27 protein-coding genes and 1 pseudogene are annotated in these 25,981 nt (G+C 71.6%); 10 read left to right on the top strand and 18 right to left on the bottom strand.

All coding sequences use genetic code 11. The annotated features are described in order from the left end of the window. Positions 1–184: 184 nt before the first annotated feature. Genes ABZ855_RS33920 through ABZ855_RS33900 form a run of 5 tightly spaced genes read left to right on the top strand, consistent with a single transcriptional unit; the run spans position 185 to position 6,045 of the window. Complete coding sequence (locus ABZ855_RS33920) at positions 185–1,303, top strand: ADP-ribosylglycohydrolase family protein (RefSeq protein ID WP_360813354.1); 1,119 nt, start codon at positions 185–187, stop codon at positions 1,301–1,303. Between the two features lie 8 nt (positions 1,304–1,311). Continuing rightward, entirely contained in the window at positions 1,312–2,514 is a 1,203-nt protein-coding gene (locus tag ABZ855_RS33915) for an ADP-ribosylglycohydrolase family protein (RefSeq protein WP_360813353.1), read from the top strand. Beyond that, entirely contained in the window at positions 2,502–3,995 is a 1,494-nt protein-coding gene (locus tag ABZ855_RS33910) for an ADP-ribosylglycohydrolase family protein (RefSeq protein ID WP_360813352.1), read from the top strand. The genes ABZ855_RS33915 and ABZ855_RS33910 overlap by 13 nt, the downstream gene beginning before the upstream one ends. After that, positions 3,992–5,209, top strand: a complete 1,218-nt coding sequence (locus tag ABZ855_RS33905) for a CoA transferase (RefSeq protein ID WP_360813351.1) — start codon at positions 3,992–3,994, stop codon at positions 5,207–5,209. Before ABZ855_RS33910 ends, ABZ855_RS33905 begins: the two co-directional genes overlap by 4 nt. Beyond that, positions 5,206–6,045: a CoA ester lyase gene (locus ABZ855_RS33900; protein WP_360813350.1), complete on the top strand. Its 840-nt coding sequence runs from the start codon at positions 5,206–5,208 to the stop codon at positions 6,043–6,045. Before ABZ855_RS33905 ends, ABZ855_RS33900 begins: the two co-directional genes overlap by 4 nt. 64 nt (positions 6,046–6,109) lie before the next feature. Here ABZ855_RS33900 and lgt read toward each other — a convergent pair whose 3' ends face one another. From lgt to hisI, 10 genes are all read right to left on the bottom strand, one after another. After that, complete coding sequence (lgt, locus tag ABZ855_RS33895) at positions 6,110–7,132, bottom strand: prolipoprotein diacylglyceryl transferase (RefSeq protein ID WP_360813349.1); 1,023 nt, start codon at positions 7,130–7,132, stop codon at positions 6,110–6,112. A 118-nt stretch (positions 7,133–7,250) separates the two neighbouring features. Continuing rightward, positions 7,251–8,027: a thioredoxin domain-containing protein gene (locus ABZ855_RS33890; RefSeq protein WP_360813348.1), complete on the bottom strand. Its 777-nt coding sequence runs from the start codon at positions 8,025–8,027 to the stop codon at positions 7,251–7,253. 102 nt (positions 8,028–8,129) lie between these two features. Beyond that, positions 8,130–8,948, bottom strand: coding sequence for a tryptophan synthase subunit alpha (gene trpA, locus ABZ855_RS33885; protein ID WP_360813347.1), 819 nt, complete (start codon positions 8,946–8,948; stop codon positions 8,130–8,132). Continuing rightward, a complete protein-coding gene (gene trpB / locus ABZ855_RS33880; protein ID WP_360813346.1) occupies positions 8,945–10,228 on the bottom strand; it encodes a tryptophan synthase subunit beta in 1,284 nt (427 codons plus the stop codon). Before trpB ends, trpA begins: the two co-directional genes overlap by 4 nt. Positions 10,229–10,597: 369 nt before the next feature. Then, positions 10,598–11,407, bottom strand: coding sequence for an indole-3-glycerol phosphate synthase TrpC (trpC, locus tag ABZ855_RS33875; protein WP_360813345.1), 810 nt, complete (start codon positions 11,405–11,407; stop codon positions 10,598–10,600). 164 nt (positions 11,408–11,571) lie between these two features. Further along, positions 11,572–12,021 (bottom strand): DUF2752 domain-containing protein, encoded by a 450-nt coding sequence (locus ABZ855_RS33870; protein WP_360813344.1) that lies wholly within the window; start codon positions 12,019–12,021, stop codon positions 11,572–11,574. Positions 12,022–12,114: 93 nt separating this feature from the next. Beyond that, complete coding sequence (locus ABZ855_RS33865; protein WP_319199559.1) at positions 12,115–12,369, bottom strand: HGxxPAAW family protein; 255 nt, start codon at positions 12,367–12,369, stop codon at positions 12,115–12,117. 132 nt (positions 12,370–12,501) lie between these two features. Continuing rightward, positions 12,502–13,149, bottom strand: coding sequence for a TIGR02234 family membrane protein (locus ABZ855_RS33860; protein WP_360813343.1), 648 nt, complete (start codon positions 13,147–13,149; stop codon positions 12,502–12,504). Between the two features lie 75 nt (positions 13,150–13,224). Further along, positions 13,225–14,703 (bottom strand): anthranilate synthase component I, encoded by a 1,479-nt coding sequence (locus tag ABZ855_RS33855; protein WP_360813342.1) that lies wholly within the window; start codon positions 14,701–14,703, stop codon positions 13,225–13,227. Between the two features lie 11 nt (positions 14,704–14,714). Next, positions 14,715–15,140, bottom strand: a complete 426-nt coding sequence (hisI, locus tag ABZ855_RS33850; RefSeq protein ID WP_360813341.1) for a phosphoribosyl-AMP cyclohydrolase — start codon at positions 15,138–15,140, stop codon at positions 14,715–14,717. A gap of 94 nt (positions 15,141–15,234) precedes the next feature. On the opposite strand from hisI, the pseudogene ABZ855_RS33845 reads away from it, so the two are divergent. Next, positions 15,235–15,858 (top strand): annotated as a pseudogene (locus ABZ855_RS33845) (TIGR03085 family metal-binding protein); the annotation flags it as partial. 65 nt (positions 15,859–15,923) lie between these two features. Here ABZ855_RS33845 and hisF read toward each other — a convergent pair. From hisF to hisD, 8 genes are read right to left on the bottom strand one after another with little or no spacing between them, the layout of a single operon-like run. Further along, positions 15,924–16,679, bottom strand: a complete 756-nt coding sequence (gene hisF, locus ABZ855_RS33840) for an imidazole glycerol phosphate synthase subunit HisF (RefSeq protein WP_360813340.1) — start codon at positions 16,677–16,679, stop codon at positions 15,924–15,926. Next, positions 16,676–17,074 (bottom strand): RidA family protein, encoded by a 399-nt coding sequence (locus tag ABZ855_RS33835; protein WP_360813339.1) that lies wholly within the window; start codon positions 17,072–17,074, stop codon positions 16,676–16,678. The genes hisF and ABZ855_RS33835 overlap by 4 nt, the downstream gene beginning before the upstream one ends. Then, the gene (gene priA, locus ABZ855_RS33830; protein WP_360813338.1) at positions 17,071–17,796 is read right to left on the bottom strand and encodes a bifunctional 1-(5-phosphoribosyl)-5-((5-phosphoribosylamino)methylideneamino)imidazole-4-carboxamide isomerase/phosphoribosylanthranilate isomerase PriA; all 726 of its coding nucleotides are present in this window, start codon (positions 17,794–17,796) and stop codon (positions 17,071–17,073) included. Before priA ends, ABZ855_RS33835 begins: the two co-directional genes overlap by 4 nt. A 3-nt stretch (positions 17,797–17,799) precedes the next feature. Beyond that, the gene (gene hisH / locus ABZ855_RS33825) at positions 17,800–18,456 is read right to left on the bottom strand and encodes an imidazole glycerol phosphate synthase subunit HisH (RefSeq protein WP_360813337.1); all 657 of its coding nucleotides are present in this window, start codon (positions 18,454–18,456) and stop codon (positions 17,800–17,802) included. Then, positions 18,447–18,611, bottom strand: a complete 165-nt coding sequence (locus ABZ855_RS33820) for a hypothetical protein (RefSeq protein WP_360813336.1) — start codon at positions 18,609–18,611, stop codon at positions 18,447–18,449. The genes hisH and ABZ855_RS33820 overlap by 10 nt, the downstream gene beginning before the upstream one ends. Positions 18,612–18,614: 3 nt before the next feature. Continuing rightward, positions 18,615–19,208: an imidazoleglycerol-phosphate dehydratase HisB gene (hisB, locus tag ABZ855_RS33815; RefSeq protein WP_006377508.1), complete on the bottom strand. Its 594-nt coding sequence runs from the start codon at positions 19,206–19,208 to the stop codon at positions 18,615–18,617. After that, positions 19,205–20,314, bottom strand: a complete 1,110-nt coding sequence (locus ABZ855_RS33810; RefSeq protein ID WP_360813335.1) for a histidinol-phosphate transaminase — start codon at positions 20,312–20,314, stop codon at positions 19,205–19,207. Before ABZ855_RS33810 ends, hisB begins: the two co-directional genes overlap by 4 nt. Next, entirely contained in the window at positions 20,311–21,636 is a 1,326-nt protein-coding gene (gene hisD / locus ABZ855_RS33805; protein WP_360813334.1) for a histidinol dehydrogenase, read from the bottom strand. The genes ABZ855_RS33810 and hisD overlap by 4 nt, the downstream gene beginning before the upstream one ends. Positions 21,637–21,844: 208 nt before the next feature. On the opposite strand from hisD, the gene ABZ855_RS33800 reads away from it, so the two are divergent. From ABZ855_RS33800 to ybaK, 4 genes are all read left to right on the top strand, one after another. Next, entirely contained in the window at positions 21,845–23,443 is a 1,599-nt protein-coding gene (locus ABZ855_RS33800) for an oxidoreductase (protein ID WP_360813333.1), read from the top strand. A gap of 109 nt (positions 23,444–23,552) precedes the next feature. Then, positions 23,553–24,617, top strand: a complete 1,065-nt coding sequence (locus tag ABZ855_RS33795; RefSeq protein WP_360813332.1) for a hypothetical protein — start codon at positions 23,553–23,555, stop codon at positions 24,615–24,617. An 11-nt stretch (positions 24,618–24,628) separates the two neighbouring features. Further along, positions 24,629–25,369 carry an LON peptidase substrate-binding domain-containing protein gene (locus ABZ855_RS33790; RefSeq protein WP_319199545.1) on the top strand — a complete coding sequence of 247 codons (741 nt, stop codon included), beginning with the start codon at positions 24,629–24,631 and terminating at the stop codon, positions 25,367–25,369. 11 nt (positions 25,370–25,380) lie between these two features. Continuing rightward, a complete protein-coding gene (gene ybaK, locus ABZ855_RS33785; protein ID WP_360813331.1) occupies positions 25,381–25,899 on the top strand; it encodes a Cys-tRNA(Pro) deacylase in 519 nt (172 codons plus the stop codon). Positions 25,900–25,981 lie beyond the last annotated feature (82 nt).

The raw sequence follows: 25,981 nt of genomic DNA, 5'->3' as shown, positions 1-25,981 counted from the left end.
GGCGCGGGCGGGCGCGGCGCGCCCGCCCGCCCGCCGCGTCCGTCGGGGGGGGGGGCGGGCGGCCCGGGGGGGGGGGGGGGGGGCGCGGGGGGGGGGGCGGCCCCCCCCCCCCCCCCGGGATGGGACGGGTAGGGGCGGCGGGGGCGAGAAAACCCACCCCCCACCCCGAAGCCGAGGTCCACCCATGACCACCAACCGCATCGAGGGCCTACTGCTAGGCCTAGCCGCAGGCGACGCCGCCGGATGGCCCGCCGCCCGCCACAGAGCCGCCCGCATGCCCGACTGGACCCGCCGCCTCACCCGCGAACTCGACACCTTCGCCGAACAGAACGCGACCACCACCCTCCCCGTCCCCATCGCCCTCAACCAGCCCCCGGAACCCCTCCGCCTCGGCCCCTCCGACGACGCCGAGTGGGCGGCCTTCGCGGCCGAGGCCCTGCTACGGGCAGGCGACGACGGCGTCCTGGGCGACCTCAGCAGGGAACGCCGGGCGCGAGCCGCCATCGACCTGTCCTGGAACGCGGTCGCCAGCGAGGTGGCGGCCGCCGCGGAACGCGCCCCCGAGGTGGAGTCGGCGGTACTCCCCCTGCGCGCCCGTATCTCCGTACGGGCCGGCCTCGGCAACCTCGCCGCCGGCCTGCGCCCACCCGCCACCGGCCACGACAACCCCCACTTCTTCGACGACGCGGCCTGCGTACGGGCCTGTGTACTGGCGGCGGCCCACCCGGGCGACCCCCGACTCGCCGCCGAACTGGCGGAGTTCGACGCCCGCTACACCCAGGACGGCGACGGCGTGCACGGCGCCCGCGCGATGGCGGCGGCGCTCTCGCTCGCCCTGGTCGGCGAGGAGGTCGAGGCCTGCGTGACGGCCGCGCTGGCGGAACTCCCGGAGTCCACCGAGATCGGCCGCAACACCCGCCACGCGCTGAAGCTCGCCCACGACACGGACAGCGCGTTCGCCCTGGTCCCGCTCCTGGAGCACCAGATCGTGGACCACGTCTACAGCTACGGCATCGCCGCGGCCGAGACCGTCCCGGTCGCCCTCGCGCTGGCCACCGCCGCACACGGCCGGCTCGCCGAGGCGGTCCCGGCGGCGGCGTGTCTGTCACGGGTGGCGGACTCGGCACCCGCCCTCGCGGGCGCCCTCACCGGCGCGCTCGGCGGCGGCGCCGCGATCCCGGCGGCCTGGCGCGACGCCTGCCGCACCCTCTCCGGCTGCGCCCTGCCCCGGCTCACCGGCACCGACCTCGTGGAACTCGCCGAACTGCTGGAAGCGACACAACGGGTCACCCCTGGAGGATGATTCGCGACATGACACCCAAAACAGAAGAAAGCCAACAAGGTGGCGGCCGAGCGGAAGCCCAACTGGCGGGCCTGGACGAGCGGATCACCGGCGCCCTGGTCGGCGCGGCCGTCGGCGACGCGCTCGGCGGACCCGTCGAGGGCTACACCCCGGAGCAGATCCTCGAACGCCACGCGGGCCGCGTCCACGGCATCGTCGGCCCCTGGAACGGCGACGCCTGGCGCACCGCCCGCCCGATCGCCCCGTACCACAAGGGCGACGGCCACGTCACCGACGACACCTTGATGACCCATGCGCTGGTACGGGTGTACGCGCAGGTCCGCGACCACCTGGACGCGTACGCGATCGCCGACCACCTGGTCCCGGACCTGATGACGAACCCGCGCTGGATCCCCGAGCTGGAGGCCGAGGCGCTCCCCCTCCAACGCGTCTTCCTGGCGGAGAAATGGCTCGTGGCCCGGCTCCACTACGGGCACATCGACCCCCGCGAGGCGGGCGTGGGCAACATCGTCAACTGCGGTGCGGCGATGTACATGGCCCCGGTCGGCCTGGTCAACGCGGCCAACCCGGCGGGCGCGTACACCGAGGCCGCCGATGTCGCGGGCGCCCACCAGTCCTCGTACGGCAGGGAGGCGGCGGCGGTCTTCGCGGCGGCGGTGTCGGCGGCGTGTGTCCCGGGCGCGACCCCCGACTCGGTGATCGGCGCATGCCTCTCCCTGGCCAAGGACGGCACTCGGGCGGCGATCGAGACAGTGTGCGAAGTGGCGTCCCGCTACTCGGACTTCGAGTCGGCGCTTCGGCCACTGCGGGAGGCGGTGGCTCCGTACGACACGGTCGGCGCGGACTACCGCAGCCCGTCGCTGGGCGCCCGCCGCCCGTCGCGGCTGCACGCGATCGAGGAACTCCCGGTGGCACTGGGCATGTTGGTGGTGTCGGGCGGCGACTACCGGCACGCGGTGCTGGGTTCGGTGAACTACGGCCGTGACTGCGACTCGATCGCCACGATGGCCGGGGCGCTCGCCGGCGCGCTGGGCTCCGAGGTGCCGTCCGACTGGTCGAAGACGGTCGCCGAGGCGAGCCGCCTCGACCTGTGGGAACCGGCCCGGACGCTGACCGAGGTGACGCGGGAGATCTTCGAACGGGACGTCGACCGACGTCGTTCCCACGAGAGGGCGTTCGCCCAGCTCAGGAGCCCGGGATGCTCCGACTGACCTGGGTCCAGCCGGAGGACCTGATCGGCCATGAGCTGCGCCAGGCGGCCCAGGACGGCCGCGAGCCCGGCAGAATCGCCGCCCGCTGGCGAGCGGCGGGCGGCCCGGAGGCCCCGCCCAGTGCGGGCGCGTCATCCGCCAAGGTCTCCCGCTACCTGCGACTGCTGGCAGAAGACCTCCTTGACGAACTGGCAGACCTCCCCAGCAGCCTGACAGACAACGAACCAACCCCCCTCCCCCAAATTCGCACCCTCTGCCCCAACTGGCCCACCCAGCCGGCTGCGCCTGCGGGCAGTCGTGCCGCTGGGGCGGCACGGGTGGGCGCAGGCGGCACCCGGCAAGCGCCGTCGAGCGACCCACCCTCGACGCCACCCCCGACACCACCCTCGACGCCGGCCCCGACGCCGGCTCGACTCCGGCTCCGCCTCGAAGCAGCCTGGCTGGGCAGAGCCGCAGGCTGCCTCCTCGGCAAACCCGTCGAAAAACTCCCCCTCACCGCCATCCGCCAACTCGCCCAGTCCACCGGCAACTGGCCCCTGAACACCTGGTTCACCGCCAGAGGCCTCCCCGAGGAGCTGACCAAAACCCACCCCTGGAACCGCCGCTCGGCGACAACCTCCCTCGCGGAGAACATCGACGGCATGCCCGAGGACGACGACCTCAACTACCCCCTCCTCAACCTCCTCCTGCTCCAACGCCACGGCCCCCACTTCACCACCACGGACGTAGCGAAACTCTGGCTCGACGAACTCCCCGCAGGCCGCACCTTCACGGCCGAACGCATCGCCTACCGAAACCTCCTCTCCGGCCTCGAACCCCCGTTCACCGCCCGCCATCGCAATCCGTTCCGCGAATGGATCGGCGCCCTGATCCGCGCCGACGTCCACGGCTGGACCAACCCCGGCGACCCGGCCACCGCCGCCGAACAGGCGTATCGCGACGCGACCCTCACCCACACCGCCAACGGCGTCTACGCGGCGATGTTCACGGCGGCCACCATCGCCCGGGCCGCCACCGGCACCCACGACATCCACAGCTGTCTGCGCACCGGCCTGACCGTGGTCCCGCCACGCTCACGTCTCGCCAAGGCCGTCACTCACGGCATCCAACTGGCCGCATCCCACCGCGACTTCACCACCGTCGTCGACGAACTCCACGCCACCCACGCGTCCACCTACCACTGGGTCCACGCCATCCCCAACACCGCCCTGATCGCCGCGGCCCTCACCCACGCCGACGGCGACTTCACGGGCTCCATCTGCCGTGCCGTGTCCGGCGGTTGGGACACCGACTCCAACGGCGCGACCGCCGGAAGCATCGCCGCGCTCCTCGCGGGCTCCCCCGCCGCCCTCCCCGACCGCTGGACCAGCCCCCTGAAGAACCGACTCACCACCTCCGTCGGGGACTTCAACGGCACAGGCTTCGACACCCTCGCCCAACTGACCAGCTCCCTCACCCAGTTGGAGACTCCCCACCCATGACACCCACCCCCACCTCACCCTCCACCCCCGCAGCCCCCCTCACGGGCCTCCGCGTCCTCGACCTGGCCACCCTCTTCGCCGGCCCGCTCGCCGCGACGATGCTCGGTGACTTCGGCGCCGAGGTGATCAAGATCGAGCATCCGGCGAAGCCCGACCCCTCCCGGGGCCACGGCCCGTCCAAGGACGGCCACGGCCTCTGGTGGAAGATGCTGGGCCGCAACAAGCGCACGATGACCCTCGACCTCTCCCGCCCCGGCGGCCGACGCACCCTTCTCCGGCTCGCCGGCACCGCCGACGTCGTCATCGAGAACTTCCGCCCGGGCACCCTGGAGAAATGGGAGCTGGGCTGGCCGGAGCTGTCCGCCGTCAACCCGCGCCTGGTCCTCGCCCGGGTCACCGCCTTCGGCCAGTTCGGCCCGTACGCCCACCGCCCCGGCTTCGGCACCCTCGCCGAGGCGATGAGCGGCTTCGCCGCGATCACCGGCGAACCGGACGCGCCCCCGACGCTCCCGCCCTTCGGCCTCGCCGACTCGATCGCGGGCCTGGCGACGGCGTACGCGGTCATGACGGCCCTGTCGGCCCGCGACCGCACCGGCGAGGGGCAGGTCGTCGACATGGCGATCATCGAGCCGATCCTGGGCGTCCTCGGCCCGCAGCCGCTCTGGTACGACCAGTTGGGCCACGTCCAGCCCCGCACCGGCAACCGCTCGCAGAACAACGCGCCCCGCAACACCTATCTCACGGCCGACGGCACCTGGGTCGCCGTGTCGACCTCGGCCCAGTCGATCGCCGAGCGCGTGATGCGCCTGGTCGGCCGTCCGGAGCTGATCGACGAGCCCTGGTTCGCCACCGGGGCCGACCGCGCCCGGCACGCGGACGTCCTCGACGAGGCGGTGGGCGCGTGGATCGCCCGCCACTCCCACTCCGAGGTCCTCGCGGCCTTCGAGAAGGCGGAAGCGGCGGTGGCCCCCATCCAGGACGTACGGGAGGTGATGACCGACCCGCAGTACCAGGCCCTCGGCACCATCACCACGGTCGACGACCCCGACCTCGGCCCGATCCGTATGCAGAACGTCCTCTTCCGGCTGTCCGCCACCCCCGGCGCGATCCGCTGGGCGGGCCGCCCGCACGGCGCGGACACCACCGCCGTCCTCACCGAACTTGGCCTGACCGGCCCCGACATCGACGCCCTGCGAACCGAGGGAGCCCTGTGACGGCCGTCCCTCTGACCTGGCTGTACGTCCCCGGTGACCGCCCCGAGGTGGTGTCCAAGGCCCTCTCCTCCGGCGCCGACGTGGTCGTGGTCGACCTGGAGGACGCGGTCGCCCAGGACCGCAAGGAGTACGCCCGCACAGCCACCGCCGAGCGGCTCGCGCACCCCCAGCCGGTCCCGGTCCACGTCCGGATCAACGCCCTGGACGGCCCGCTGGCCGGCTCCGACCTCCAGGCCCTCGAAGCCCTCCCCGGCGTCTCGGGCCTACGGCTCCCGAAGGTCACGGCTCCGCAGGACGTCGTCCGCGTGGCCACCCGCCGCGCACCCGAGGAGGCGCACCCCCTTCCCCCACTCCACGCCCTCCTCGAGACCGCCCTCGGCATCGAACACGCCTTCGCCATCGCGACCGCCCACCCCGCCCTGCGGGGCATCGCGCTCGGCGAGGCCGACCTCCGGGCCGATCTGGGGGTACGAGGAGACGCGGGCCTCGACTGGTGCCGCTCCCGGGTCGTCGTGGCCGCACGGGCGGCCGGGCTCGCCCCGCCGCCCCAGTCGGTCCACCCGGACACCCGGGACCTGGACACCCTGGCCGCGTCCTGCGCCCACGGCCGCGCCCTGGGCTTCCTGGGCCGGGCGGCCATCCATCCCCGCCAGCTCCCGGTCATCGAACGCGCGTACCTCCCCACCCCGGAGGAGATCGAGGAGGCCGAGCAGATCGTCAAGGCCGCGGCGACGGACGAGGGCGCCCAGGCCCTCCCCGACGGCCGCTTCATCGACGCGGCGGTGGTCGCGGCGGCCCGCAGAACCCTGTCCCTGGCCGGTCGCGACCGCCCCTGACCCCGACAACGATCGAGGGCGCCCCCGGTGTCCGGGGGCGCCCTCGATCTCGTACGGCCTGCGCTCAGCTCTTCTTGGTCGGTTCCGCTCCGGCCTCGGCCTTGGCCCCGTCCTCGGAGCCAGCCTTGCTCTCCGGTCCGGCTTCACCGTCCGTATCGGCGTCGGCGTCAGCCTCAGCGTCGGCCTCGGCCTTCATCTCCACCGATTCGGCGTCACCCTTGTCGTCGGCGTCACCTTCGGCAGCGTCCACCGCCGAACCGTCGGAGACCTCCGCGTTGGGCTCCACGACTTCCTCCCGGCCCGGCCGCTTCTTCGCCGAGAGCACGAAGTAGACCACCGCGGCGATGAACACGACGATCGCGGTCCAGTTGTTGAGCCGCATGCCCAGAATGTGGTGGGCGTCGTCGACGCGCAGGTACTCGATCCAGAAGCGGCCCACGCAGTAGCTCGCGACGTACAGCGCGAACGCCCGTCCGTGTCCCAGCGTGAAGCGGCGGTCGGCCCAGATGACCAGCAGCGCGACACCGACGCACCACAGGGACTCGTACAGGAACGTCGGGTGGTAGTAGCCCGGGACCCGGCCGTCCGTCGAGGAGGTGATGTGCAGGGCCCAGGGGACGGTGGTCTCCCGACCGTACAGCTCCTGGTTGAACCAGTTGCCCCATCGCCCGCATGCCTGCGCGAGGGCGATACCGGGGGCGAGGGCGTCGGCCCACGCGGGCAGCGGGATGCCCCGGCGCCGGCAGCCGATCCACGCGCCCAGCGCGCCGAGGGCGATCGCGCCCCAGATGCCGAGGCCGCCCTCCCAGATCTTGAAGGCGTCCACCCAGTCGCGGCCCTCGCTGAAGTACAGCTCGTAGTCCGTGATCACGTGGTAGAGGCGGCCACCGACCAGGCCGAAGGGCACGGCCCAGACCGCGATGTCGGCCACCGTGCCGGGTCGGCCACCGCGGGCGAGCCAGCGCTTGTTGCCGAGCCAGACCGCGACGAAGACACCGATGATGATGCAGAAGGCGTAGCCGCGCAGCGGAATGGGTCCAAGGTGCAGCACCCCGCGCGACGGACTGGGAATGTAGGCGATTTCCATGGCAGTCCCGACGCTACCTTGACGGACGCGGCGGATGTGAGCCGCCCCGGGCAACGGCTCCATAACGGGAGGCGCCTCCGGTCCGGCTCACGACACCGCCCCGGAGGCTCCGGAAGCCCTACGCCTTGTCGGCGGCCTCCACCATCTGCTTCAGCTTCGCCGGCGTCATCGTCTGGTCCTGGTAGATGTTCTTCCCGTTGAGCAGCACGGTCGGCGTGCCGCCGAAGCCACCGGTCCGGAACGCCTCGTTCGACTTCACGACCCAGCTGTTGTGCGTGCCGGCCTCGACACACGTGCGGAACGCGGGTGTGTCGAGGCCGTCGACCTTCGCCGCCAGTTCGATGAGCTTGCTGTCCTTGGCGAAGGCGTCGTCGGCCTCCTGCGGCTGGTTCTCGTACAGGACGTCGTGGTACGCGGTGAACTTGCCCGCGTCCTGGGCGCAGGCGGCGGCGTTCGCGGCGTGGCGGGAGCCGCTGCCGCCCATGTTGCCGTCGATGATCGTCGCCAGGTGGTACTCCACCTTCAGCTTGCCCGCGGCCGTCAACTCATGAATGGTCGAGCGGTAGTTGGTCTCGAAGGACTGGCAGGCCGGACAGCGGAAGTCCTCCCACACGGTGAGCGTCGACTTGGCGCTCTCCTCGCCCACGGGGACCGCGAGGCTGTCCTTTCCCTGCGCGCCCGAGGGGGCCACGACCGGGCCGGCGCTGTCGCTCTTGCTGTCCTTGCCGGAGTTCGCGGCGACGACGCCGATCACCGCCGCGAGTCCCAGCACGCAGACGACACTGGCGCCCACGATCAGCACCCGCCGCCGCTTCTCCGCGGACTTCTGCTTCTCACGCTCGACCGCCAGCCGCTCGCGGGCGGTGCGCTTTCCGTCACGATTCTTCTCGCTCACACCCGCAGAACGAACCGGGGAGACGCATTGCGTCTCCCCGGCCCCAGGTCCACCCGTTCGGGCGAGCTGTACGAAATGTCCCGCCCGTTTACGCCGTGCGGCTCACGCCGCGCCGCGTACGCCCTTCGCGAGGTCGGCGGCGAGTACGCGCACGGCCTCGACACCGGCCGCGTGGTCGGGCGCGTCGAGCATCCGCTTCACGAAGGCCGATCCGACGATCACACCGTCGGCGAAGCCGGCGACCTCGGCGGCCTGCGCGGCGTCGGAGACACCGAGCCCGACACAGACCGGCAGGTCCGTACCGGTGGCCCGGGTGCGCTCGACCAGCTTCTCGGCCTGGGCGCCGACCGACGCACGGGTCCCCGTGACGCCCATCAGCGAGGCGGCGTACACGAACCCGCTGCCCGCCGCGGTGATCTCGGCGAGCCGCCCGTCCAGGCTGCTGGGCGCGACCACGAACACGGTCGCGAGGCCGTGCTTCTCGGCGTGCTCCCTCCACAGCGCCGACTCCTGCACGGGCAGGTCGGGCAGGATGCACCCGGCGCCGCCCGCCTCGGCCAGCTCGGCGGTGAACCGCTCGACGCCGTAGCGGTCGATCGGGTTCCAGTACGTCATGACGAGCACGGGCTTCCCGGTGGCCTCGTACGCCTCCCGGACCGTGCGCATCACGTCCGCGATCTTGACGCCACCGCGCAGGGCGATGTCGTCGGCGGTCTGGATGACCGGCCCGTCGAGCACCGGGTCGCTGTGCGGCAGCCCGACCTCGACGATGTCGGCGCCGCCGTCGAACACGGCCTTGATGGCGTCGATCCCGCCGTCGACGGTCGGGAACCCGGCGGGGAGGTAGGCGATGAGGGCGGAGCGTCCCTCGGCCTTGGCGCCGGCGAGGGTGTCCGACAGCAGCTGAATGTTCCCGCTCACTTGGCGTCCCCCTCGATCTCGGCGGTGTCGGCCGCGTTGGCGGCGACCTCGGCGTCGGTGTCGTACAGGCCGAAGTACCGGGCGGCGGTGTCCATGTCCTTGTCGCCGCGCCCGGAGAGGTTGACGACGATCAGGCCGTCCTTGCCCAGCTCCTTGCCGACCTCGAGGGCACCGGCCAGCGCGTGCGCGCTCTCGATGGCCGGGATGATGCCCTCGGTGCGGGACAGCAGCCGCAGCGCCTGCATGGCGGCGTCGTCGGTGACCGCGCGGTACTCGGCGCGGCCGCTGTCCTTGAGGTAGGAGTGCTCGGGCCCAATGCCCGGGTAGTCCAGTCCGGCGGAGATGGAGTAGGGCTCGGTGATCTGCCCCTCCTCGTCCTGCAGGACGTACGAACGCGACCCGTGCAGGATGCCGGGCTCGCCGGCGGTGAGGGTGGCCGCGTGCTCACCGGTCTCGACACCGTGCCCGGCGGGCTCGCACCCGATGAGCCGTACGTCGGCGTCGGGGATGAACGCGTGGAAGAGGCCGATGGCGTTGGATCCGCCGCCGACACAGGCGACGGCGGCGTCGGGCAGGCGCCCGGCCTGCTCCAGAAGCTGCCGTCTGGCCTCGACGCCGATGACCCGGTGGAAGTCGCGCACCATGGCCGGGAAGGGGTGCGGCCCGGCCACGGTCCCGAACAGGTAGTGCGTGCGGTCGACGTTGGCGACCCAGTCGCGGAACGCCTCGTTGATGGCGTCCTTGAGGGTGCGCGAGCCGGACTTCACGGCGATGACCTCGGCGCCGAGCATGCGCATCCGGGCCACGTTGAGGGCCTGGCGCTGGGTGTCGATCTCGCCCATGTAGATGGTGCACTCGAGACCGAACAGCGCACAGGCGGTGGCGGTGGCGACACCGTGCTGACCGGCGCCGGTCTCGGCGATGACGCGGGTCTTGCCCATCCTCTTGGTGAGGAGGGCCTGCCCGAGCACGTTGTTGATCTTGTGGGACCCGGTGTGGTTCAGGTCCTCCCGCTTGAGGAAGACCCGGGCGCCCCCGGCGTGCTCGGCGAACCGGGGCACCTCGGTGAGGGAACTGGGCCGCCCGGTGTAGTGGACGAGCAGATCGTCGAGCTCACGGGCGAACTCCGGGTCGGACTTCGCCTTGTCGTACTCGACGGCGACCTCGTCCACGGCGGCGACAAGCGCCTCCGGAATGAACTTGCCGCCAAAGGCACCGAAGTACCCGTCAAGGCTGGGAACCTGACCCACCGGATCAGGAATGAAGAACTCACTGGACATAGGACTGCTACCTCCAGGGGCCACGAAGCCCCGGGGTCGATCTGGACATGGGAGGCGTGAGAGGGCTGAGCAGAACGGCGCCTGAAAACTCGGGCCACCAAAGACGCGCCCCTAAAGGGGCGCGGGGAACTGCGCGACCAGCCACAACCAACCCGCAGCCGACAACGCAACCCCTACTGCCAAGCCCCGCAGGGCCATCGCATACCGTTGACCTGTCCGGGCTCGTCCCCGATGACATACCGAACCCGCCGCCCATGCACCCTCCGCGCCGGCGCGCGGCAACCACGAGGCCGGCAGCCACGCGCAAGGCGGGCGTACCGGTCCATGGGAGTCAGGGTGAGTGTCATCGGCGCCAACTCTAGCCGGAGTTCAGCTACGCCCGTGCCGCAGCGCGGGATGCTCCCCCGCCGCCACCAGATCGGACACCGCCGACTTGGGATCGCGCCCGGTGACCAGCGACTCGCCGACCAGCACCGCGTCGGCGCCCGCGTTGGCGTACGCGATCAGATCGTGCGGGCCGCGGATACCGGACTCGGCGATCTTGACGATGTGGTCGGGGATCTCCGGGGCGACCCGCTCGAACGTGGAGCGGTCGACCTCGAGGGTCTTCAGGTTGCGCGCGTTGACCCCGATGATCCGGGCCCCCGCGTCCACCGCCCGCTCGACCTCGTCCTCGTCGTGCACCTCGACGAGCGGGGTGAGTCCGATGGACTCCGCGCGCTCGATGAGGGACTCGAGGGCCGGCTGGTCGAGGGCCGAGACGATCAGCAGGGCCAGGTCGGCCCCGTACGCCCGCGCCTCCCACAGCTGGTAGGACGTGACGATGAAGTCCTTGCGCAGCACGGGGATGTCCACCCGGGCGCGCACCGCCTCCAGGTCCGCGAGCGACCCGCCGAAGCGGCGCTGTTCGGTGAGGACGGAGATGACGGCCGCGCCGCCCGCCTCGTAGTCCGCCGCGAGGCCGGCCGGGTCGGCGATGGCCGCCAGCGCGCCCTTGGACGGGCTGGAGCGCTTGACCTCGCAGATGACCTTGACGCCGTCCCCGCGCAGTGCGGCGACCCCGTCCTTGCCGGCCGGAGCCTTCGCCGCGCGCTCCTTGAGCTCGTCGAGGCTGACGCGCGCCTGCCGTTCCGCGAGGTCGGCACGGACTCCGTCGATGATCTCGTCGAGCACACTCACGCGAGCGGCCCCCTTCCAGACGGTAGGCGATTGACTGTTCAAACCATTCACAGCATCGAAGCTGCACAAACTGTCAAAGCTGGTCACTCCGATGGTATCCGCAGGAGGGCATGCCCCTCACATCCGGTTGACACCGGTCCCACTACCTGGACATTCGTTGTTGATCAAGGGTGGAGCCAGCCACCGAAGGGCAGGTTCCGGACAACGGTGAAGACCAGCAGTAATGCTCCAAGGCTCCACGCCTGCACCGGCCCGAGATCGATCCGCATCGGCCGTCCGCGTGCCGCGCGGACCACCCAGACGGTCCACAGGACGGCGAAGGCGAGATAGCCGGCCACGGCGAGGGCGTTGGCCCCGAGGGCCGTCGTCCACTCGCCGTGCACGAAGGCGTAGGCGCTGCGCAGACCGCCACAGCCGGGGCAGTACACGCCGGTCAGGCGCAGGAGCGGGCAGACGGGGTAGTGGCCGGGTTCGTTGGGGTCAACGGTCCCGACGTAGGCGAAGGCCCCGGCGACGGCCGCGAGCACCCCGGCGGGCAGGGCCACCCGTCCCGCCACGGCACCGAAACCCGTCGACACGTCCTGCTGAGCCCGCTCGGTGTTCACCCGACGCATTCTGCCCTCTGTGGGCCGTACACGCGCGAGGGGCGGCCCCGGCGCTTCGCCGGGGCCGCCCCTGCCGGTACGAGAACCGGTCCCCTACGGGGTTCAGCTGCCGGCGCCCGCCGGCTCGCTCGCGACCTGGTGGCCCTGGCGGCCCTGGGTGGTCGGCTTCTGCTTGCCGAGGCCCATCGCGGCCATGATCCAGCCGACGACACCGCCGAGGACCGAGAGCACCATGCCGGCCCAGAAGCCCAGCGGCTCGGCCATCACCATGAAGGCGCCTGCTACGCAGAAACCGATGATGGAGATGGTGACGCCGGTCCAGGCGGCCAAAGTGTGACCGTGGCTGCTGCCCGCCATGACTTGCTCCTCGTTGCTGAGTTGCCGGTTGTTGAATGCAGTACGTGGTGAGCCGGACGCTCGTCGCCCATTGTCCCGCACGCGCACGTGTGCGGGACGCCGGGGGTCGGCCCAGCGAGTCGCCCGAAGGGACTATGCCCCCGTGGGGTCCTCGCCCCGGTCCAGCGCCTTCCAGATCTCCTCGGGCCGGTCGGGGTCGGCGGCCTTGGCCCGGGGGCGCGGGCGGGGGGCGCCGCCGCGCTCGTACCGGCCGGACATGGCGGGCCACCGGCGGCCGTAGCGCAGGGCGAGAAGTCCGGCGAGGAGGATCAGAGCACCGCCCGCGGCGGCCGCGTACGGCCAGGGGGTGTGGCTGAGGCTGTTCACGGTGGCCGCGGTGTCGCCGGTGGCCTGCGCGGCCTTCTCGTCGAGCGCGGAGCTGTCGGAGGCGCCGAGGAGGGCCGAGGCGACCGTACCGGCGCCGGACAGGGCCAGCAGTCCGGCGACCAGGAGGCGGCCGGAGCGGCGGACGGCGAAGACGGCGACGAGCGCGGCGAGGCCCACTATGGCGAGGGCCGCGGGGACGCCCGTGACGTCGCTGCCTCTGGCGGTCAGCGGGAAGGCGCCGCCGGCCACGGACGCGGTGCCCTCCGACCAGCGCTGGCGGGTGGCGAGCAGCGCGACGGCCGCGCCGAGCGCACCGGCCAGCAGGGCGACGGCGAGGCTGAGCCGGCCGGCCCGGCCGGGGGCGGGGGCTTCGGAACGCGGAGGAGGTACGGGTACGGCAGTCACGTACCCCACTATCGCGTGAACCCCGGGCGAACCGTCACCCGGGGTTCACGTGAGAAGTACCCCATTCGGACAATCGGGAGCCGGTTACCGGCCGAGCCGGTTCGCCGTGTGGACGGCGCGCAGGACCGCCGCAGCCTTGTTGCGGCACTCGTTGTCCTCGGCGACCGGGTCGGAGTCGGCGACGACGCCGGCGCCCGCCTGGACGTAGGCCGTGCCGTCGCGCAGGAGGGCCGTGCGGATGGCGATGGCGGTGTCGGAGTCGCCCGCGAAGTCGAGGTAGCCGACGGCTCCGCCGTACAACCCCCGCCTGGACGGCTCGAGTTCGTCGATGATCTGCATCGCGCGCGGCTTGGGCGCCCCGGAGAGCGTGCCGGCCGGGAAGCAGGCCGTCAGGACGTCGAAGGCGGTACGGCCGGATGCCACGCGGCCGGTGACGGTCGAGACGATGTGCATGACGTGCGAGTACCGCTCGACGGACATGAAGTCGACGACCTCGACGGAGCCGGGCTCGCAGACCCGGCCGAGGTCGTTGCGCCCGAGGTCGACGAGCATGAGGTGCTCGGCGCGCTCCTTGGGGTCGGCGAGCAGTTCCTCGGCGAGGGCCTGGTCCTCCTGCGGGGTCGCCCCGCGGTGCCGGGTGCCGGCGATGGGGTGGACCATGGCGCGGCCGTCCTCGACCTTGACGAGGGCCTCCGGGGACGATCCGACGACGTCGAACCCGTCGAAGCGGAACAGGTACATGTACGGGGACGGGTTGGTGGCGCGCAGGACCCGGTAGACGTCCAGCGCGCTTGCCGTGCACGGGGTTTCGAAGCGCTGGGAGGGGACCACCTGGAAGGCCTCCCCGGCCCGGATGCGCTCCTTGATGTCGTCGACAGCCAGCTGGTAGTCGGGGCCGCCCCACAGGGCCGTGTACTCGGGGAGTTCGGACGACGGGAGCTCGGCGGGCGGCTGGGCGACCGCGCGCGAGAGGTCGGCCTGCATGGCGTCGAGACGGGCCACGGCGTCGGCGTAGGCCTCGTCCACGCCCGTGTCGAGGTCGTTGTGGTTGATCGCGTTGGCGATCAGCAGGACCGAGCCGTCCCAGTGGTCCATGACGGCCAGGTCGCTGGTGAGCAGCATGGTCAGCTCGGGCAGCTGGAGGTCGTCGCGCTCGCCGGGGCCGATCTTCTCCAGGCGGCGCACGATGTCGTACCCGAGGTAGCCGACCATGCCGCCGGTGAAGGGCGGCAGGCCGTCCTCGTGGGGGGTGTGGAGGGCCTCGATGGTGGCGCGCAGGGCGACCAGCGGATCACCGTCGGTGGGCACGCCGACGGGCGGGGTGCCGAGCCAGTGGGCCTGGCCGTCGCGGGCCGTGAGGGTGGCGTCGGAGCGGACGCCGACGAAGGAGTAGCGGGACCAGGACCGGCCGTTCTCGGCGGACTCCAGCAGGAAGGTGCCGGGGCGTTCGGCGGCGAGCTTGCGGTAGAGCGCGACCGGGGTGTCGCCGTCGGCGAGGAGCTTGCGGGTGACGGGGATGACGCGCCGGTCGGTGGCCAGCTTGCGGAAGGTCTCGAGGTCCATGGCCGCTGACCTTACTGACCTTGGGGCAGGACGCCGGAATCGGCGTCCTCGAACGACACGTCGAGCAGGATGTCGGCGTCGAAGCAGTTCCGCGCGCCGGTGTGGCAGGCGGCGCCCACCTGGTCGACCTTGACGAGCACGGTGTCGGCGTCGCAGTCGAGGGCGACGGACTTGACGTGCTGGAAGTGGCCGGAGGTGTCGCCCTTGACCCAGTACTCCTGGCGGCTGCGCGACCAGTAGGTGCAGCGGCCGGTGGTCAGGGTGCGGTGCAGCGCCTCGTCGTCCATCCAGCCGAGCATGAGCACCTCACCGGTGTCGTACTGCTGGGCGACGGCGGGTACGAGCCCGTCGGGGCCGCGCTTGAGGCGCGCGGCGATCTCCGGGGCCAGGGGGCTGGGGCCGCCGGTCCTGCCGGGCGGGGGCGTGCTGCTGGTCATGGGCCCATTGTGCCGCGCCCCACTGACACTCCACGGTGATGTCCACTGGGCGGACCGTGGGGGCGGTCGTAGGCTTGCGGCATGTCTACCTAATGCGAAGCGTGAACGACTTCTTCTCGCCGACCTGTTGGAGACCGAGGGTCCCGACGCCCCGACGCTGTGCGAGGGCTGGCGGACCCGTGATCTCGCCGCTCACGTGGTGGTGCGCGAGCGCCGGCCGGACGCCGCCGGAGGGCTGCTGATCAAGCAGCTGGGCTCCCGTCTCGAGCGGATCATGGCGGAGTTCGCCGACAAGCCGTACGAGGAGCTGATCCAGCTGATCCGTACCGGCCCGCCGCGTTTCTCGCCGTTCTCGCTGAAGCAGGTGGACGAGGCGTCGAACACGGTCGAGTTCTACGTCCACACGGAGGACGTGCGCCGGGCGCGGCCCGACTGGACGCCCCGCGAGCTGGATCCGGTGTTCCAGGACGCCCTGTGGTCCCGCCTGGAGCGCACGGCCCGGCTGGCGGGCCGGGGCGCGACGACGGGCCTGGTACTGCGCCGCCCGAACGGCCAGACGGCGGTAGCCCACCGAGGCACCCCGGTGGTCACGGCGACCGGCGAACCGTCGGAACTGCTCCTCTTCGCCCTGGGCCGCCAGTCCGCCGCAGACGTCGAACTGGAGGGCGACAAGGAAGCAATCACCAAGCTGCACGAATCAAAACAGCTAGGCATCTGACCCGCTAGGGGCGCGGGGAACTGCGCGACAAGCCCCCACCGGACCCGCAGCCGAAGAACTGCGGGTCACCGAACAGGATGCCCGGCCTCCCGAAGCGCTTCCTTGACCTGCCCGATCCGAAGATCCCCGAAGTGGAACACAGAGGCGGCCAACACCGCATCCGCCCCGCCCGCGACAGCGGGCGCGAAGTCGGCAAGCCGACCAGCCCCCCCACTGGCGATCAGCGGCACCCGCACATGCTTGCGCACAGCCTCGATCATCTCGATGTCGTACCCGTCCTTGGTACCGTCCGCGTCCATCGAGTTGAGCAGAATCTCCCCGGCACCCAGTTCGGCGGCCTGGTGGGCCCATTCGACCGCGTCGATCCCGGTACCGCGCCGGCCGCCGTGGGTGGTGACCTCGAAGGAGCCGGACTCGGTGCGACGGGCGTCCACGGACAGCACCAGCACCTGCCGGCCGAACCGCTCGGCGATCTCCCGGATCAGGTCGGGCCGCGCGATGGCCGCCGTGTTGACGCCGACCTTGTCGGCGCCGGCGCGCAGCAGCTTGTCGACGTCCTCGGCCGCCCGCACTCCCCCGCCCACGGTGAGCGGGATGAACACCTGTTCGGCGGTACGGCGGACCACGTCGTAGGTGGTCTCGCGGTTGCCGGAGGAGGCGGTGATGTCGAGGAACGTCAGTTCGTCGGCGCCCTCGGCGTCGTACACCTTGGCCATCTCGACGGGGTCGCCCGCGTCGCGCAGGTTCTGGAAGTTGACGCCCTTGACGACCCGGCCGTTGTCCACGTCCAGGCAGGGGATGACTCGTACGGCCAGGGTCATGCCGGTGTCTCTCCTCGGTACGCCTCGACCTCGACCTCGACAACGAGGCTGGGGTCCACGAGGCCGGCCACGATGATCATGGACGCGGCGGGCCGGACGGAGTCGAACAGCTCCTTGTGGGCCCGTCCGACGTCGTCCACGTCACGCGCGTGCGTGATGTACATGCGCGTGCGCACGACGTGATCCCGCCCGAGACCCAGTTGGCCCAGCGCCGCGAAGGCGACGTTGAACGCGTTGACCGTCTGCTCGTACGGGCCGCCGCCGGCGATCTCGCCGTCGACGACCGAGGTGCAGCCGGAGACCAGCACCAGGCCGTTCGGCAGTTCCACCGCGCGGGAGTAGCCGAAGGACTCCTCCCAGGGCGCACCGGTCGTGACCCGCCGTACGTCGCTCACTTGGCCACCGCCTCCAGTGCCTCTTCCAGGGTGAACGCCTTCGCGTACAGCGCCTTCCCGACGATGGAGCCCTCGACACCGAGGGGTACCAGCTCGGCGATGGCCCGCAGGTCGTCCAGAGACGCAACACCGCCGGAGGCGACGACCGGGCGGTCCGTCGCCGCGCAGACGTTGCGCAGCAGCTCCAGGTTGGGGCCCTGAAGCGTGCCGTCCTTGGCGATGTCGGTCACGACATAGCGTGCGCAGCCCTCGGCGTTGAGGCGCTCCAGCGTCTCGTAGAGGTCACCGCCGTCGCGGGTCCAGCCGCGTCCACGCAGCGTGGTTCCCCGTACGTCCAGGCCGACCGCGATCTTGTCGCCGTGCTCGGCGATGACCTTGGCGACCCAGTCCGGGGTCTCCAGGGCGGCCGTACCGAGGTTCACGCGCGTGCAGCCCGTCGCCAGGGCGGCGGCCAGCGTGTCGTCGTCGCGGATGCCGCCGGACAGCTCCACCTTGATGTCCATCGCGCCGGCGACCTCGGCGATCAGCTTGCGGTTGTCGCCGGTGCCGAAGGCGGCGTCCAGGTCGACCAGGTGCAGCCATTCGGCGCCGGAGCGCTGCCAGGCGAGGGCCGCCTCCAGGGGGGAGCCGTACGAGGTCTCCGTACCGGACTCGCCGTGCACGAGGCGGACGGCCTGGCCGTCGCGGACGTCGACGGCGGGGAGGAGTTCGAGCTTGGCCATGGTCTACAGGGTTCCGATCCAGTTGGTGAGCAGCTGCGCTCCGGCGTCGCCGGACTTCTCGGGGTGGAACTGGGTGGCCCACAGGGCGCCGTTCTCGACGGCCGCCACGAAGGGCTTGCCGTGCGTGGACCAGGTGACCTTGGGGGCGCGCATCACGGGGTTCGCGGTCTCGAGGGACCAGTCGTGGACGGCGTACGAGTGGACGAAGTAGAAGCGCGCGTCGGCGTCCAGGCCCGCGAAGAGCTGGGAGTCCGCCGGGGCTTCGACGGTGTTCCAGCCCATGTGGGGCACGATGTCGGCCTGGAGCGGCTCGACGGAGCCGGGCCACTCGTCGAGGCCCTCGCTCTCGACGCCGTGTTCGATACCGCGCGCGAAGAGGATCTGCATGCCCACGCAGATGCCCATCACGGGGCGCCCGCCGGACAGCCTGCGCCCGACGATCCAGTCGCCGCGCGCCTCCCTGAGACCCTGCATACAGGCGGCGAAGGCGCCGACGCCCGGCACCAGCAGCCCGTCCGCGTTCATGGCCGTGTCGAAGTCACGCGTTATCTCGACGTCGGCACCCGCGCGCGCGAGAGCACGCTCGGCCGAGCGCACGTTCCCGAACCCGTAGTCGAAGACGACGACCTTCTTGGACGCCTTGGACGCGCTCAATTCCATACCTCCAGCCTCAGGACGCCGGCGACCAGACACATCGCGGCGCCTATCGAGAGCAGCACGATGAGGCTCATCGGCATCTTCTGCTTGACGAAGGAGTAGATCCCGCCGAGCAGGAAGAGGCCGAGGACGATCAGTACGGTGGACAGGCCGTTCATGCTCTACAGGGCGCCCTTCGTGGAGGGGAGGATGCCCGCCGCGCGCGGGTCGCGTTCGGAGGCGTAGCGCAGGGCCCGGGCGAGCGCCTTGAACTGGCACTCCACGATGTGGTGGGCGTTGCGCCCGTAGGGCACGTGCACGTGCAGCGCGATCTGGGCCTGGGCGACGAAGGACTCCAGGATGTGCCGGGTCATCGTGGTGTCGTACTCGCCGATCATCGGCGCCATCTTCTCGGGCTCGGTGTGCACGAGGTAGGGGCGGCCGGACAGGTCCACCGTCACCTGGGCGAGGGACTCGTCCAGCGGGACCGTGCAGTTGCCGAAGCGGTAGATGCCGACCTTGTCGCCGAGTGCCTGCTTGAAGGCGGCTCCGAGGGCGAGGGCGGTGTCCTCGATGGTGTGGTGCGAGTCGATGTGCAGGTCGCCCTCGGTCTTCACGGTGAGGTCGAACAGACCGTGCCGGCCGAGCTGGTCGAGCATGTGGTCGTAGAAGCCGACGCCCGTCGACACCTCGACCTTGCCGGTGCCGTCGAGGTCGATCTCGACGAGGACCGATGTCTCCTTGGTGGTGCGCTCCACGCGTCCGACGCGGCTCATGACTCGTCCTGCTCCTTCTTCAGTTCGCGTACCGCGTTCAGGAACGCGTCGTTCTCGGCGGGGGTTCCCGCGGTGACCCGCAGCCATCCCGGTACGCCGTTGTCCCGGACCAGGACGCCCTGGTCGAGGATGCGCTGCCAGGCCGCGTGGGAGTCGGCGAAGGTGCCGAACTGCACGAAGTTGGCGTCGGACTCGGTGACGTCGAACCCGATGGCGCGCAGTTCGGCGACGAGCCGGTCCCGCTCGGTCTTGAGCTGCTCGACGTACTTCAGCAGCGTGTCGGTGTGCTCCAGGGCGGCCAGGGCGGTCGCCTGGGCCACGGCCGACAGGTGATAGGGCAGTCGTACGAGCTGCACGGCGTCGACGACGGCCGGGTGCGCGGCGAGATAGCCGAGGCGCAGGCCCGCCGCCCCGAACGCCTTGGACATCGTCCGGGAGACGACGAGATTCGGCCGTCCCTCGAGCAGCGGCAGCAGTGAGTCGCCGTGGCTGAACTCGATGTACGCCTCGTCGACCACGACCATCGAGGGTCTGGCGGCCTGCGCCGCCTCGTACAGCGCGAGGACCGTCTCGCGCGGGACCGCGTTGCCGGTGGGGTTGTTGGGCGTGGTGACGAAGACGACGTCGGGCCGGTGCTCGGCGATGGCCTTCTCGGCCGCCGCGAGATCGATGGTGAAGTCCTCGTTGCGGGGGCCGGAGATCCAGCCGGTGCCCGTCCCGCGCGCGATGAGGCCGTGCATCGAGTACGAGGGCTCGAAGCCGATCGCGGTACGGCCGGGCCCGCCGAAGGTCTGGAGCAGCTGCTGGATGACCTCGTTGGAGCCGTTGGCGGCCCACACGTTGGCGAGGCCGACCTCGTGGCCCGAGGTGTCCGTCAGATACCTGGCGAGCCGCGTACGCAGCTCCACGGCGTCCCGGTCGGGGTAGCGGTTGAGGTTCCGGGCCGCCTCACGCACCCGCTCGGCGATCCGCTCGACGAGCGGTTCGGGCAGCGGGTAGGGGTTCTCGTTGGTGTTCAGCCGTACGGGGACGTCGAGCTGGGGCGCGCCGTACGGCGACTTGCCGCGCAGTTCGTCCCGTACGGGAAGATCGTCGATGCCGGTCACTTGCCCTGGGGAACCTTCCATCCGAACCTTGCCTTGACCGCCGCGCCGTGCGCGGGCAGGTCCTCCGCCTCCGCCAGCGTCACCACATGGTGTGCCACGTCGGCCAGTGCGTCGCGCGTGTAGTCGACGATGTGGATGCCGCGCAGGAAGGACTGGACGGACAGGCCGGAGGAGTGGCAGGCGCAGCCGCCGGTCGGCAGGACGTGGTTGGACCCGGCCGCGTAGTCGCCGAGCGAGACGGGCGCCCAGGGCCCGACGAAGATCGCGCCGGCGTTGCGCACCCGGTCGGCCACGGCCGCCGCGTCCGCGGTCTGGATCTCCAGGTGTTCGGCGCCGTACGCGTCGACGACCCGCAGGCCCTCCTCCACGCCGTCGACGACGACGATGGCGGACTGCTTGCCGGCCAGTGCCGGGGCGATCCGGTCCTCGATGTGCTTGGTGGCCGCGACCTGCGGTTCCAGTTCCTTCTCGACCGCGTCCGCGAGCGCCACTGAGTCCGTGACGAGGACGGCCGCGGCCAGCGGGTCGTGCTCGGCCTGGCTGATCAGGTCGGCGGCGACGTGCACCGGGTCGGCGGTGTCGTCGGCGAGGATCGCGATCTCGGTGGGGCCGGCCTCGGTGTCGATGCCGATCTTCCCCGCGAAGTACCGCTTGGCGGCGGTGACCCAGATGTTGCCGGGGCCGGTGACCATGTTGGCGGGCGCGCAGGACTCGGTGCCGTACGCGAACATCGCGACGGCGGTGGCCCCACCGGCCGCGTACACCTCGTCGACTCCGAGGAGGGCGCAGGCGGCGAGGATGGTGGGGTGCGGCAGCCCGTCGAACTCGGCCTGGGCGGGGGAGGCGAGGGCGATCGACTCGACGCCCGCCTCCTGCGCGGGGACGACGTTCATGATCACGGAGGACGGGTAGACGGACCGGCCGCCGGGCGCGTACAGCCCGACCCGGTCCACGGGCACCCACTTCTCGGTGACCGAGCCGCCGGGCACGACCTGGGTCGTGTGCGTCGTACGGCGCTGCTCGCGGTGGACGAGACGGGCGCGCCGGATGGACTCCTCCAGGGCCGCCCGGAGGGCCGGGGCGAGCTGCCCCAGCGCGTCGGTGAGAGCCTGGGCGGGCACGCGGACGGATTCCAGCCGGACTCCGTCGAACTTCTCGGCGAAGTCGATCAGCGCCGCGTCACCCCGATGATGCACGGCCTCGCAGATCGGACGCACCTTCTCCAGGGCGGCCGAGACGTCGAAGTCGGCTCGGGGCAGCAGGTCGCGCAGGGCGGGTCCCTCAGGGAGGGCGTCGCCGCGCAGATCGATTCGAGAGATCACGCGGTCAATTCTCTCAGACGTCGATCGGGCGACGTTCGCGTGTATCAGTGGCTGATACGGAGCGTTGCGAAGCGGCCTCGCGGGACCCGCGTGGGAACCCGGAAGATCACCTTCACGTTTTGCGTTCAGAGGGTTACCGAGCGGGCAGAACGGTTGTACTAAACCTGTTGGTAACACCTGGTGGCACGGGGAGGAGTGGGAAAACGTCGTGACAGAGCGTGGCGGAATCCGCGCGGGGGACTCGGGGACCACGGGGGAACCGCCGGACGATCTGAGCGCCGCCGAGGTCGGTATGTGGCAGGCCTTCCGCAACGGCAGTGTGTACGACCTGAGCAGCGGCGACACCGTCGTCGACGATCCGCACGGCGGCCATCCGTGGGGCGCCGACCGGACCGTGCGGGCCCGCATCGTGTGCTGGCTGCTCCTCGACGGCCCGCCCGCGCTCGCGGGGCGCGTGTCGTCCCTGAAGCTCACCGGCGTGCAGATCAACGGCACGCTCGATCTGGCGGGCGGCACGGTCGTGCCCTACGTCGAGCTGAAGGGCTGCCGGTTCGAGAAGGAGATCCTGCTGCCGGAGGCCCGCTTCACGACCGTACGCCTGGTGGACTGCTCGGTGCCCCGGCTGGAGGCGGCCCGCGTGCACACCGAGGGCGATCTGCATCTGCCGCGCTGCCGCTTCCACAACGGCGTCCGCCTCACCGACGCGCACATCGGTACGGATCTGCTGCTCAACCAGGCCGTCGTCTACCGGGACCGGCGCGGGCGCTCGCTGGTCGGGGACGGTATGCACGTCGGCCAGGACCTCCAGGCCGAGATGCTGGAGGCGCACGGTGAGCTGAGCCTGCGCGGGGCGACGATCGGTGTCTCGCTGAGCCTGCGCGGCAGCCGGCTCGCCAACCCGTACGGGAGACTCGCGCTCAACGCCCCCCAGCTGACCGTGGGCCGCACCCTGTACCTCACCCCGGCGGGCGTCTGGAACCCCATCCTGACCAGCGGCACGACCCCCGCGCACGGGACACGCATCCAGCGTTTCGAGTGCGAGGGCGGGATCCGCCTGGACGACGGCCGGTTCGGCGACGCCGTCGACCTGGAACGCGCCCGGCTGACCTTCACCGACGAGCAGTCGCTGTCGCTGCGCCGGGTGCAGACGCCCGAGCTGCGCTTCCTCGGGGAGCGGCCGGAGCGCGGCAAGGTGCTGCTGTCGGGTGCGAAGGTCGTCAACCTCGTGGACCGGGCGGGCAGTTGGCCAGGCCCTGGCAACCTGCACATGGGCGGCTTCGGGTACGAGAATCTCGTACCGCAGGGGCCGTTCCCGCCGACGGAGCGGCTGGCGTGGGTGGCGGCGGCGACCGCCGAGTACAGCCCGGAGCCGTACGAGCGGCTGGCCGCCGTGCTGCGCAACAGCGGTGAGGACGAGGACGCGCGCGAGGTGCTCCTCGCCAAGCAGCGCCGGCGCCGCGAAACCCTGCCGCCTGCGGCGAAACTGTGGGGATATGTGCAGGACTGGACGGTCGCCTACGGGTACCGGCCGGGCCGGGCCGCCGTGTGGATGGCGGTGCTGTGGGCGGCGAGTTCGGTGGCGTTCGCGCACGCGAGCCATCCGCCGCTGAAGAGCGGGGAGCACCCGCCGTGGAACCCCTCGCTCTTCGCCCTTGACCTGCTTCTTCCGTTGATCGATCTGGGTCAGGTCGGGTTCTGGCAGTTACGCGGGGGCTGGCAGTGGCTGGCGGCCGCGATCATCATGCTGGGCTGGATCCTGGCGACGACGGTGGCTGCGGGGGCGACACGGACGCTGCGCAGAAGCTGAGCTCGGCTCATTTTTCTTCACCATCCCCACACGCCAGGCCGTACAACTAAAAATAGGGTGCGCATTTGGTCTGGCGCGGCCCCGACCTGCGCCTTTCAATGGCGACACCATGGCTTCGCTGCGTGCGTTCCTCCGTGCCACCCGGGCGGAGCGGAACACTCCGCCGTCTCCACGCCTCGCCGCCGCCGGACTGCCCCCCGACGACGAGGTACTGCTCGACGCGCCCGACGCCCGGCTCGGCCCCGCGCTCGTCGCGGCGGGCCGCGGTGAGTACGGGGCGGCGGCCGAACTGCTGGCCGGCACCCGCGCCACGGGCGAGTGGGAGCACCGGGACCGTTACGTGGTCCGGCTGGCCGCGTTCGCGCACTCCCGCGCCGAGTGGCTCACGTCCTGGCGCGCCGCCGCCCCGGACGACCCGGACGCGCTGCTCGTCGCGGCCGAGCTGGCGGTGGCGAACGCCTGGGAGTCCCCCGCCCGGGCCGAACTCCTGTTGCAGACCGGCCCGTTGGTCGAGGCCGCCGAGGCGGGCGACCCGCGTGACCCGGTGCCCTGGCGGATCGCCCTGGACCGGGCCCGGGGCAGCGACGCGGACCACGGCGAGTTCGAGCGGCTCTGGGGCGAGGCCGTACGCCGCTCGCCGCACCACTACGGCTGTCATGTGGCGGCGCTGCAGTACCTGTCCACGGGCCCCTTCCGGTCCCCGGGCGGCAACGGCTCGTACCGCGAGTGCTTCGACTTCGCCGAGCGGGCCGCGCAGGACGCCCTGCCCGGCTCGCTCGTCCAGGCGCTGCCCCTGCACGCGGCCTTCATCTGCCTCACCCGGGGCGACGGCAGGACGGTGGTGGACCGGTACCGCCTGGACGCGGCGGCGGACACGGCAGCGGCCCTGTCGGCGACGTACCCGGCTGCGGCCCCGTGGCCGGCCGAACTGCGCAACCTGCTCACCTACGTCCTGATCGCGCTCGACCGATGGGAGGACGCCCTCCTCCAGGTGCGTCTGACCGGCCCGTACACCACGTCCTTCCCCTGGGACCGGTTCTCGGACGACCCCCTCGGGGGGTTCCTCGAAGCACGCGAGGAGATCCACCGGAACGTGCCCGCCGCCCGTTGCGCCAGCCGCGCCGCTGAGCCGGGGAGTGAGCACGACGGACGCGCACACTCCGGCGACCATTAGGCTTTCCCGTCGTGACCACCGTCCAACTGCCGCTCTTCCCGCTCAACTCGGTGCTGTTCCCGGGACTCGTGATCCCGCTGAACATCTTCGAGGAGCGCTATCGCGCCATGATGCGCGAACTTCTGAAGACCCCCGAGGACGAACCCCGCCGGTTCGCCGTCGTGACGATCCGCGACGGCCACGAGGTGGCACCCAGCGCCCAGGGCCTGCCCGACCAGACGGCGGTACCGGAACGCGGGCCCACGGCCGGCTTCGGCGACGACCCGGTCAAGGCCTTCCACTCCGTGGGGTGCGTGGCGGACGCGGCGACGATCAGGGAACGCGAGGACGGCACGTTCGAGGTGCTGGCCACCGGTACGACCCGGGTGCGGGTGCTGTCGGTGGACGCGTCTGGCCCGTTCCTGACCGCGGAACTGGAGGAGCTGGAGGAATCCCCCGGCGACGAGGCGGGCGCGCTGGCGGAGGGCGTCCTGAGGGCCTTCAGGCAGTATCAGAAGCGCCTGGCGGGCGCGCGGGAACGTTCCCTGTCGACGGGCGCCGACCTCCCCGACGAGCCGTCGGTGGTGTCGTACCTGGTGGCGGCGGCGATGATGCTGGACACCCCGTCGAAGCAGCGCCTGCTCCAGGCACCGGACACCTCGTCCCGGCTCCGCGAGGAACTGGTGCTCCTGCGTACGGAGACGGCGATCATCCGCAACCTCCCGTCCCTGCCCGCGTCGGAACTGACCCGCGCCCCGACAAGCCTGAACTGAGGGCAACCGAAATGGCGAAGAAGAAGCAGCAGCAGCAGTCGGGCGGAACCCCGGCGACGGTGGCCCTCACCGCGGCAGGCGTCCCCCACACGGTCCACGCGTACGAACACGACCCCGCGCACCCCTCGTACGGCGAGGAGGCCGCGGAGGCGATGGGGGTGTCACCGGAGCGCGTCTTCAAGACCCTGGTGGCGGACGTGGACGGGGTGCTGACGGTCGCGGTGGTCCCGGTGGCGGGCCAGCTGGACCTGAAGGCACTGGCGGCGGCGGTCTCGGGCAAACGCGCGTCCATGGCGGACCCCACCTTGGCGGAACGCACGACGGGCTACGTACGGGGCGGCATCTCCCCCCTGGGCCAACGCAAGAAACTCCGCACGGTCCTGGACACGTCGGCGGACACCCACCCCACCATCTGCGTCTCGGCGGGCCGCAGAGGCCTGGAGGTAGAACTCTCCCCCGAGGACCTGACGACCCTCACCCAGGCAACAAGGGCCCCCATCGCCCGCATTTCTAGCCCGTCCGGCGTTTGAGGACAAGGCCCGTCCAGGGCCGTAGCGGGGGTCTGGGGGCGGCAGCCCCCAGGAACGGGATGGGACGGGTAGGGGCGGCGGG

Origin of the sequence: Streptomyces sp. NPDC047042 (assembly GCF_040644035.1) — a bacterium.
Taxonomy (GTDB): domain Bacteria; phylum Actinomycetota; class Actinomycetes; order Streptomycetales; family Streptomycetaceae; genus Streptomyces.
The sequence above is the reverse complement of the archived record's forward strand: the minus strand, read 5'-3'. Positions and strand labels throughout refer to the sequence as shown.

Excerpts from the sequence above, each read along its gene's own strand:
- ABZ855_RS33920 (WP_360813354.1), top strand. The coding sequence starts at position 185 with ATGACCACCAACCGCATCGAGGGCCTACTGCTAGGCCTAGCCGCAGGC.
- ABZ855_RS33915 (WP_360813353.1), top strand. The coding sequence starts at position 1,312 with ATGACACCCAAAACAGAAGAAAGCCAACAAGGTGGCGGCCGAGCGGAA.
- ABZ855_RS33910 (WP_360813352.1), top strand. The coding sequence starts at position 2,502 with ATGCTCCGACTGACCTGGGTCCAGCCGGAGGACCTGATCGGCCATGAG.
- ABZ855_RS33905 (WP_360813351.1), top strand. The coding sequence starts at position 3,992 with ATGACACCCACCCCCACCTCACCCTCCACCCCCGCAGCCCCCCTCACG.
- lgt (WP_360813349.1), bottom strand. The coding sequence starts at position 7,132 with ATGGAAATCGCCTACATTCCCAGTCCGTCGCGCGGGGTGCTGCACCTT.
- trpB (WP_360813346.1), bottom strand. The coding sequence starts at position 10,228 with ATGTCCAGTGAGTTCTTCATTCCTGATCCGGTGGGTCAGGTTCCCAGC.
- ABZ855_RS33870 (WP_360813344.1), bottom strand. The coding sequence starts at position 12,021 with ATGCGTCGGGTGAACACCGAGCGGGCTCAGCAGGACGTGTCGACGGGT.
- ABZ855_RS33865 (WP_319199559.1), bottom strand. The coding sequence starts at position 12,369 with ATGGCGGGCAGCAGCCACGGTCACACTTTGGCCGCCTGGACCGGCGTC.
- ABZ855_RS33855 (WP_360813342.1), bottom strand. The coding sequence starts at position 14,703 with ATGGACCTCGAGACCTTCCGCAAGCTGGCCACCGACCGGCGCGTCATC.
- hisI (WP_360813341.1), bottom strand. The coding sequence starts at position 15,140 with ATGACCAGCAGCACGCCCCCGCCCGGCAGGACCGGCGGCCCCAGCCCC.
- hisF (WP_360813340.1), bottom strand. The coding sequence starts at position 16,679 with ATGACCCTGGCCGTACGAGTCATCCCCTGCCTGGACGTGGACAACGGC.
- priA (WP_360813338.1), bottom strand. The coding sequence starts at position 17,796 with ATGGCCAAGCTCGAACTCCTCCCCGCCGTCGACGTCCGCGACGGCCAG.
- hisH (WP_360813337.1), bottom strand. The coding sequence starts at position 18,456 with ATGGAATTGAGCGCGTCCAAGGCGTCCAAGAAGGTCGTCGTCTTCGAC.
- ABZ855_RS33820 (WP_360813336.1), bottom strand. The coding sequence starts at position 18,611 with ATGAACGGCCTGTCCACCGTACTGATCGTCCTCGGCCTCTTCCTGCTC.
- hisB (WP_006377508.1), bottom strand. The coding sequence starts at position 19,208 with ATGAGCCGCGTCGGACGCGTGGAGCGCACCACCAAGGAGACATCGGTC.
- ABZ855_RS33795 (WP_360813332.1), top strand. The coding sequence starts at position 23,553 with ATGGCTTCGCTGCGTGCGTTCCTCCGTGCCACCCGGGCGGAGCGGAAC.
- ybaK (WP_360813331.1), top strand. The coding sequence starts at position 25,381 with ATGGCGAAGAAGAAGCAGCAGCAGCAGTCGGGCGGAACCCCGGCGACG.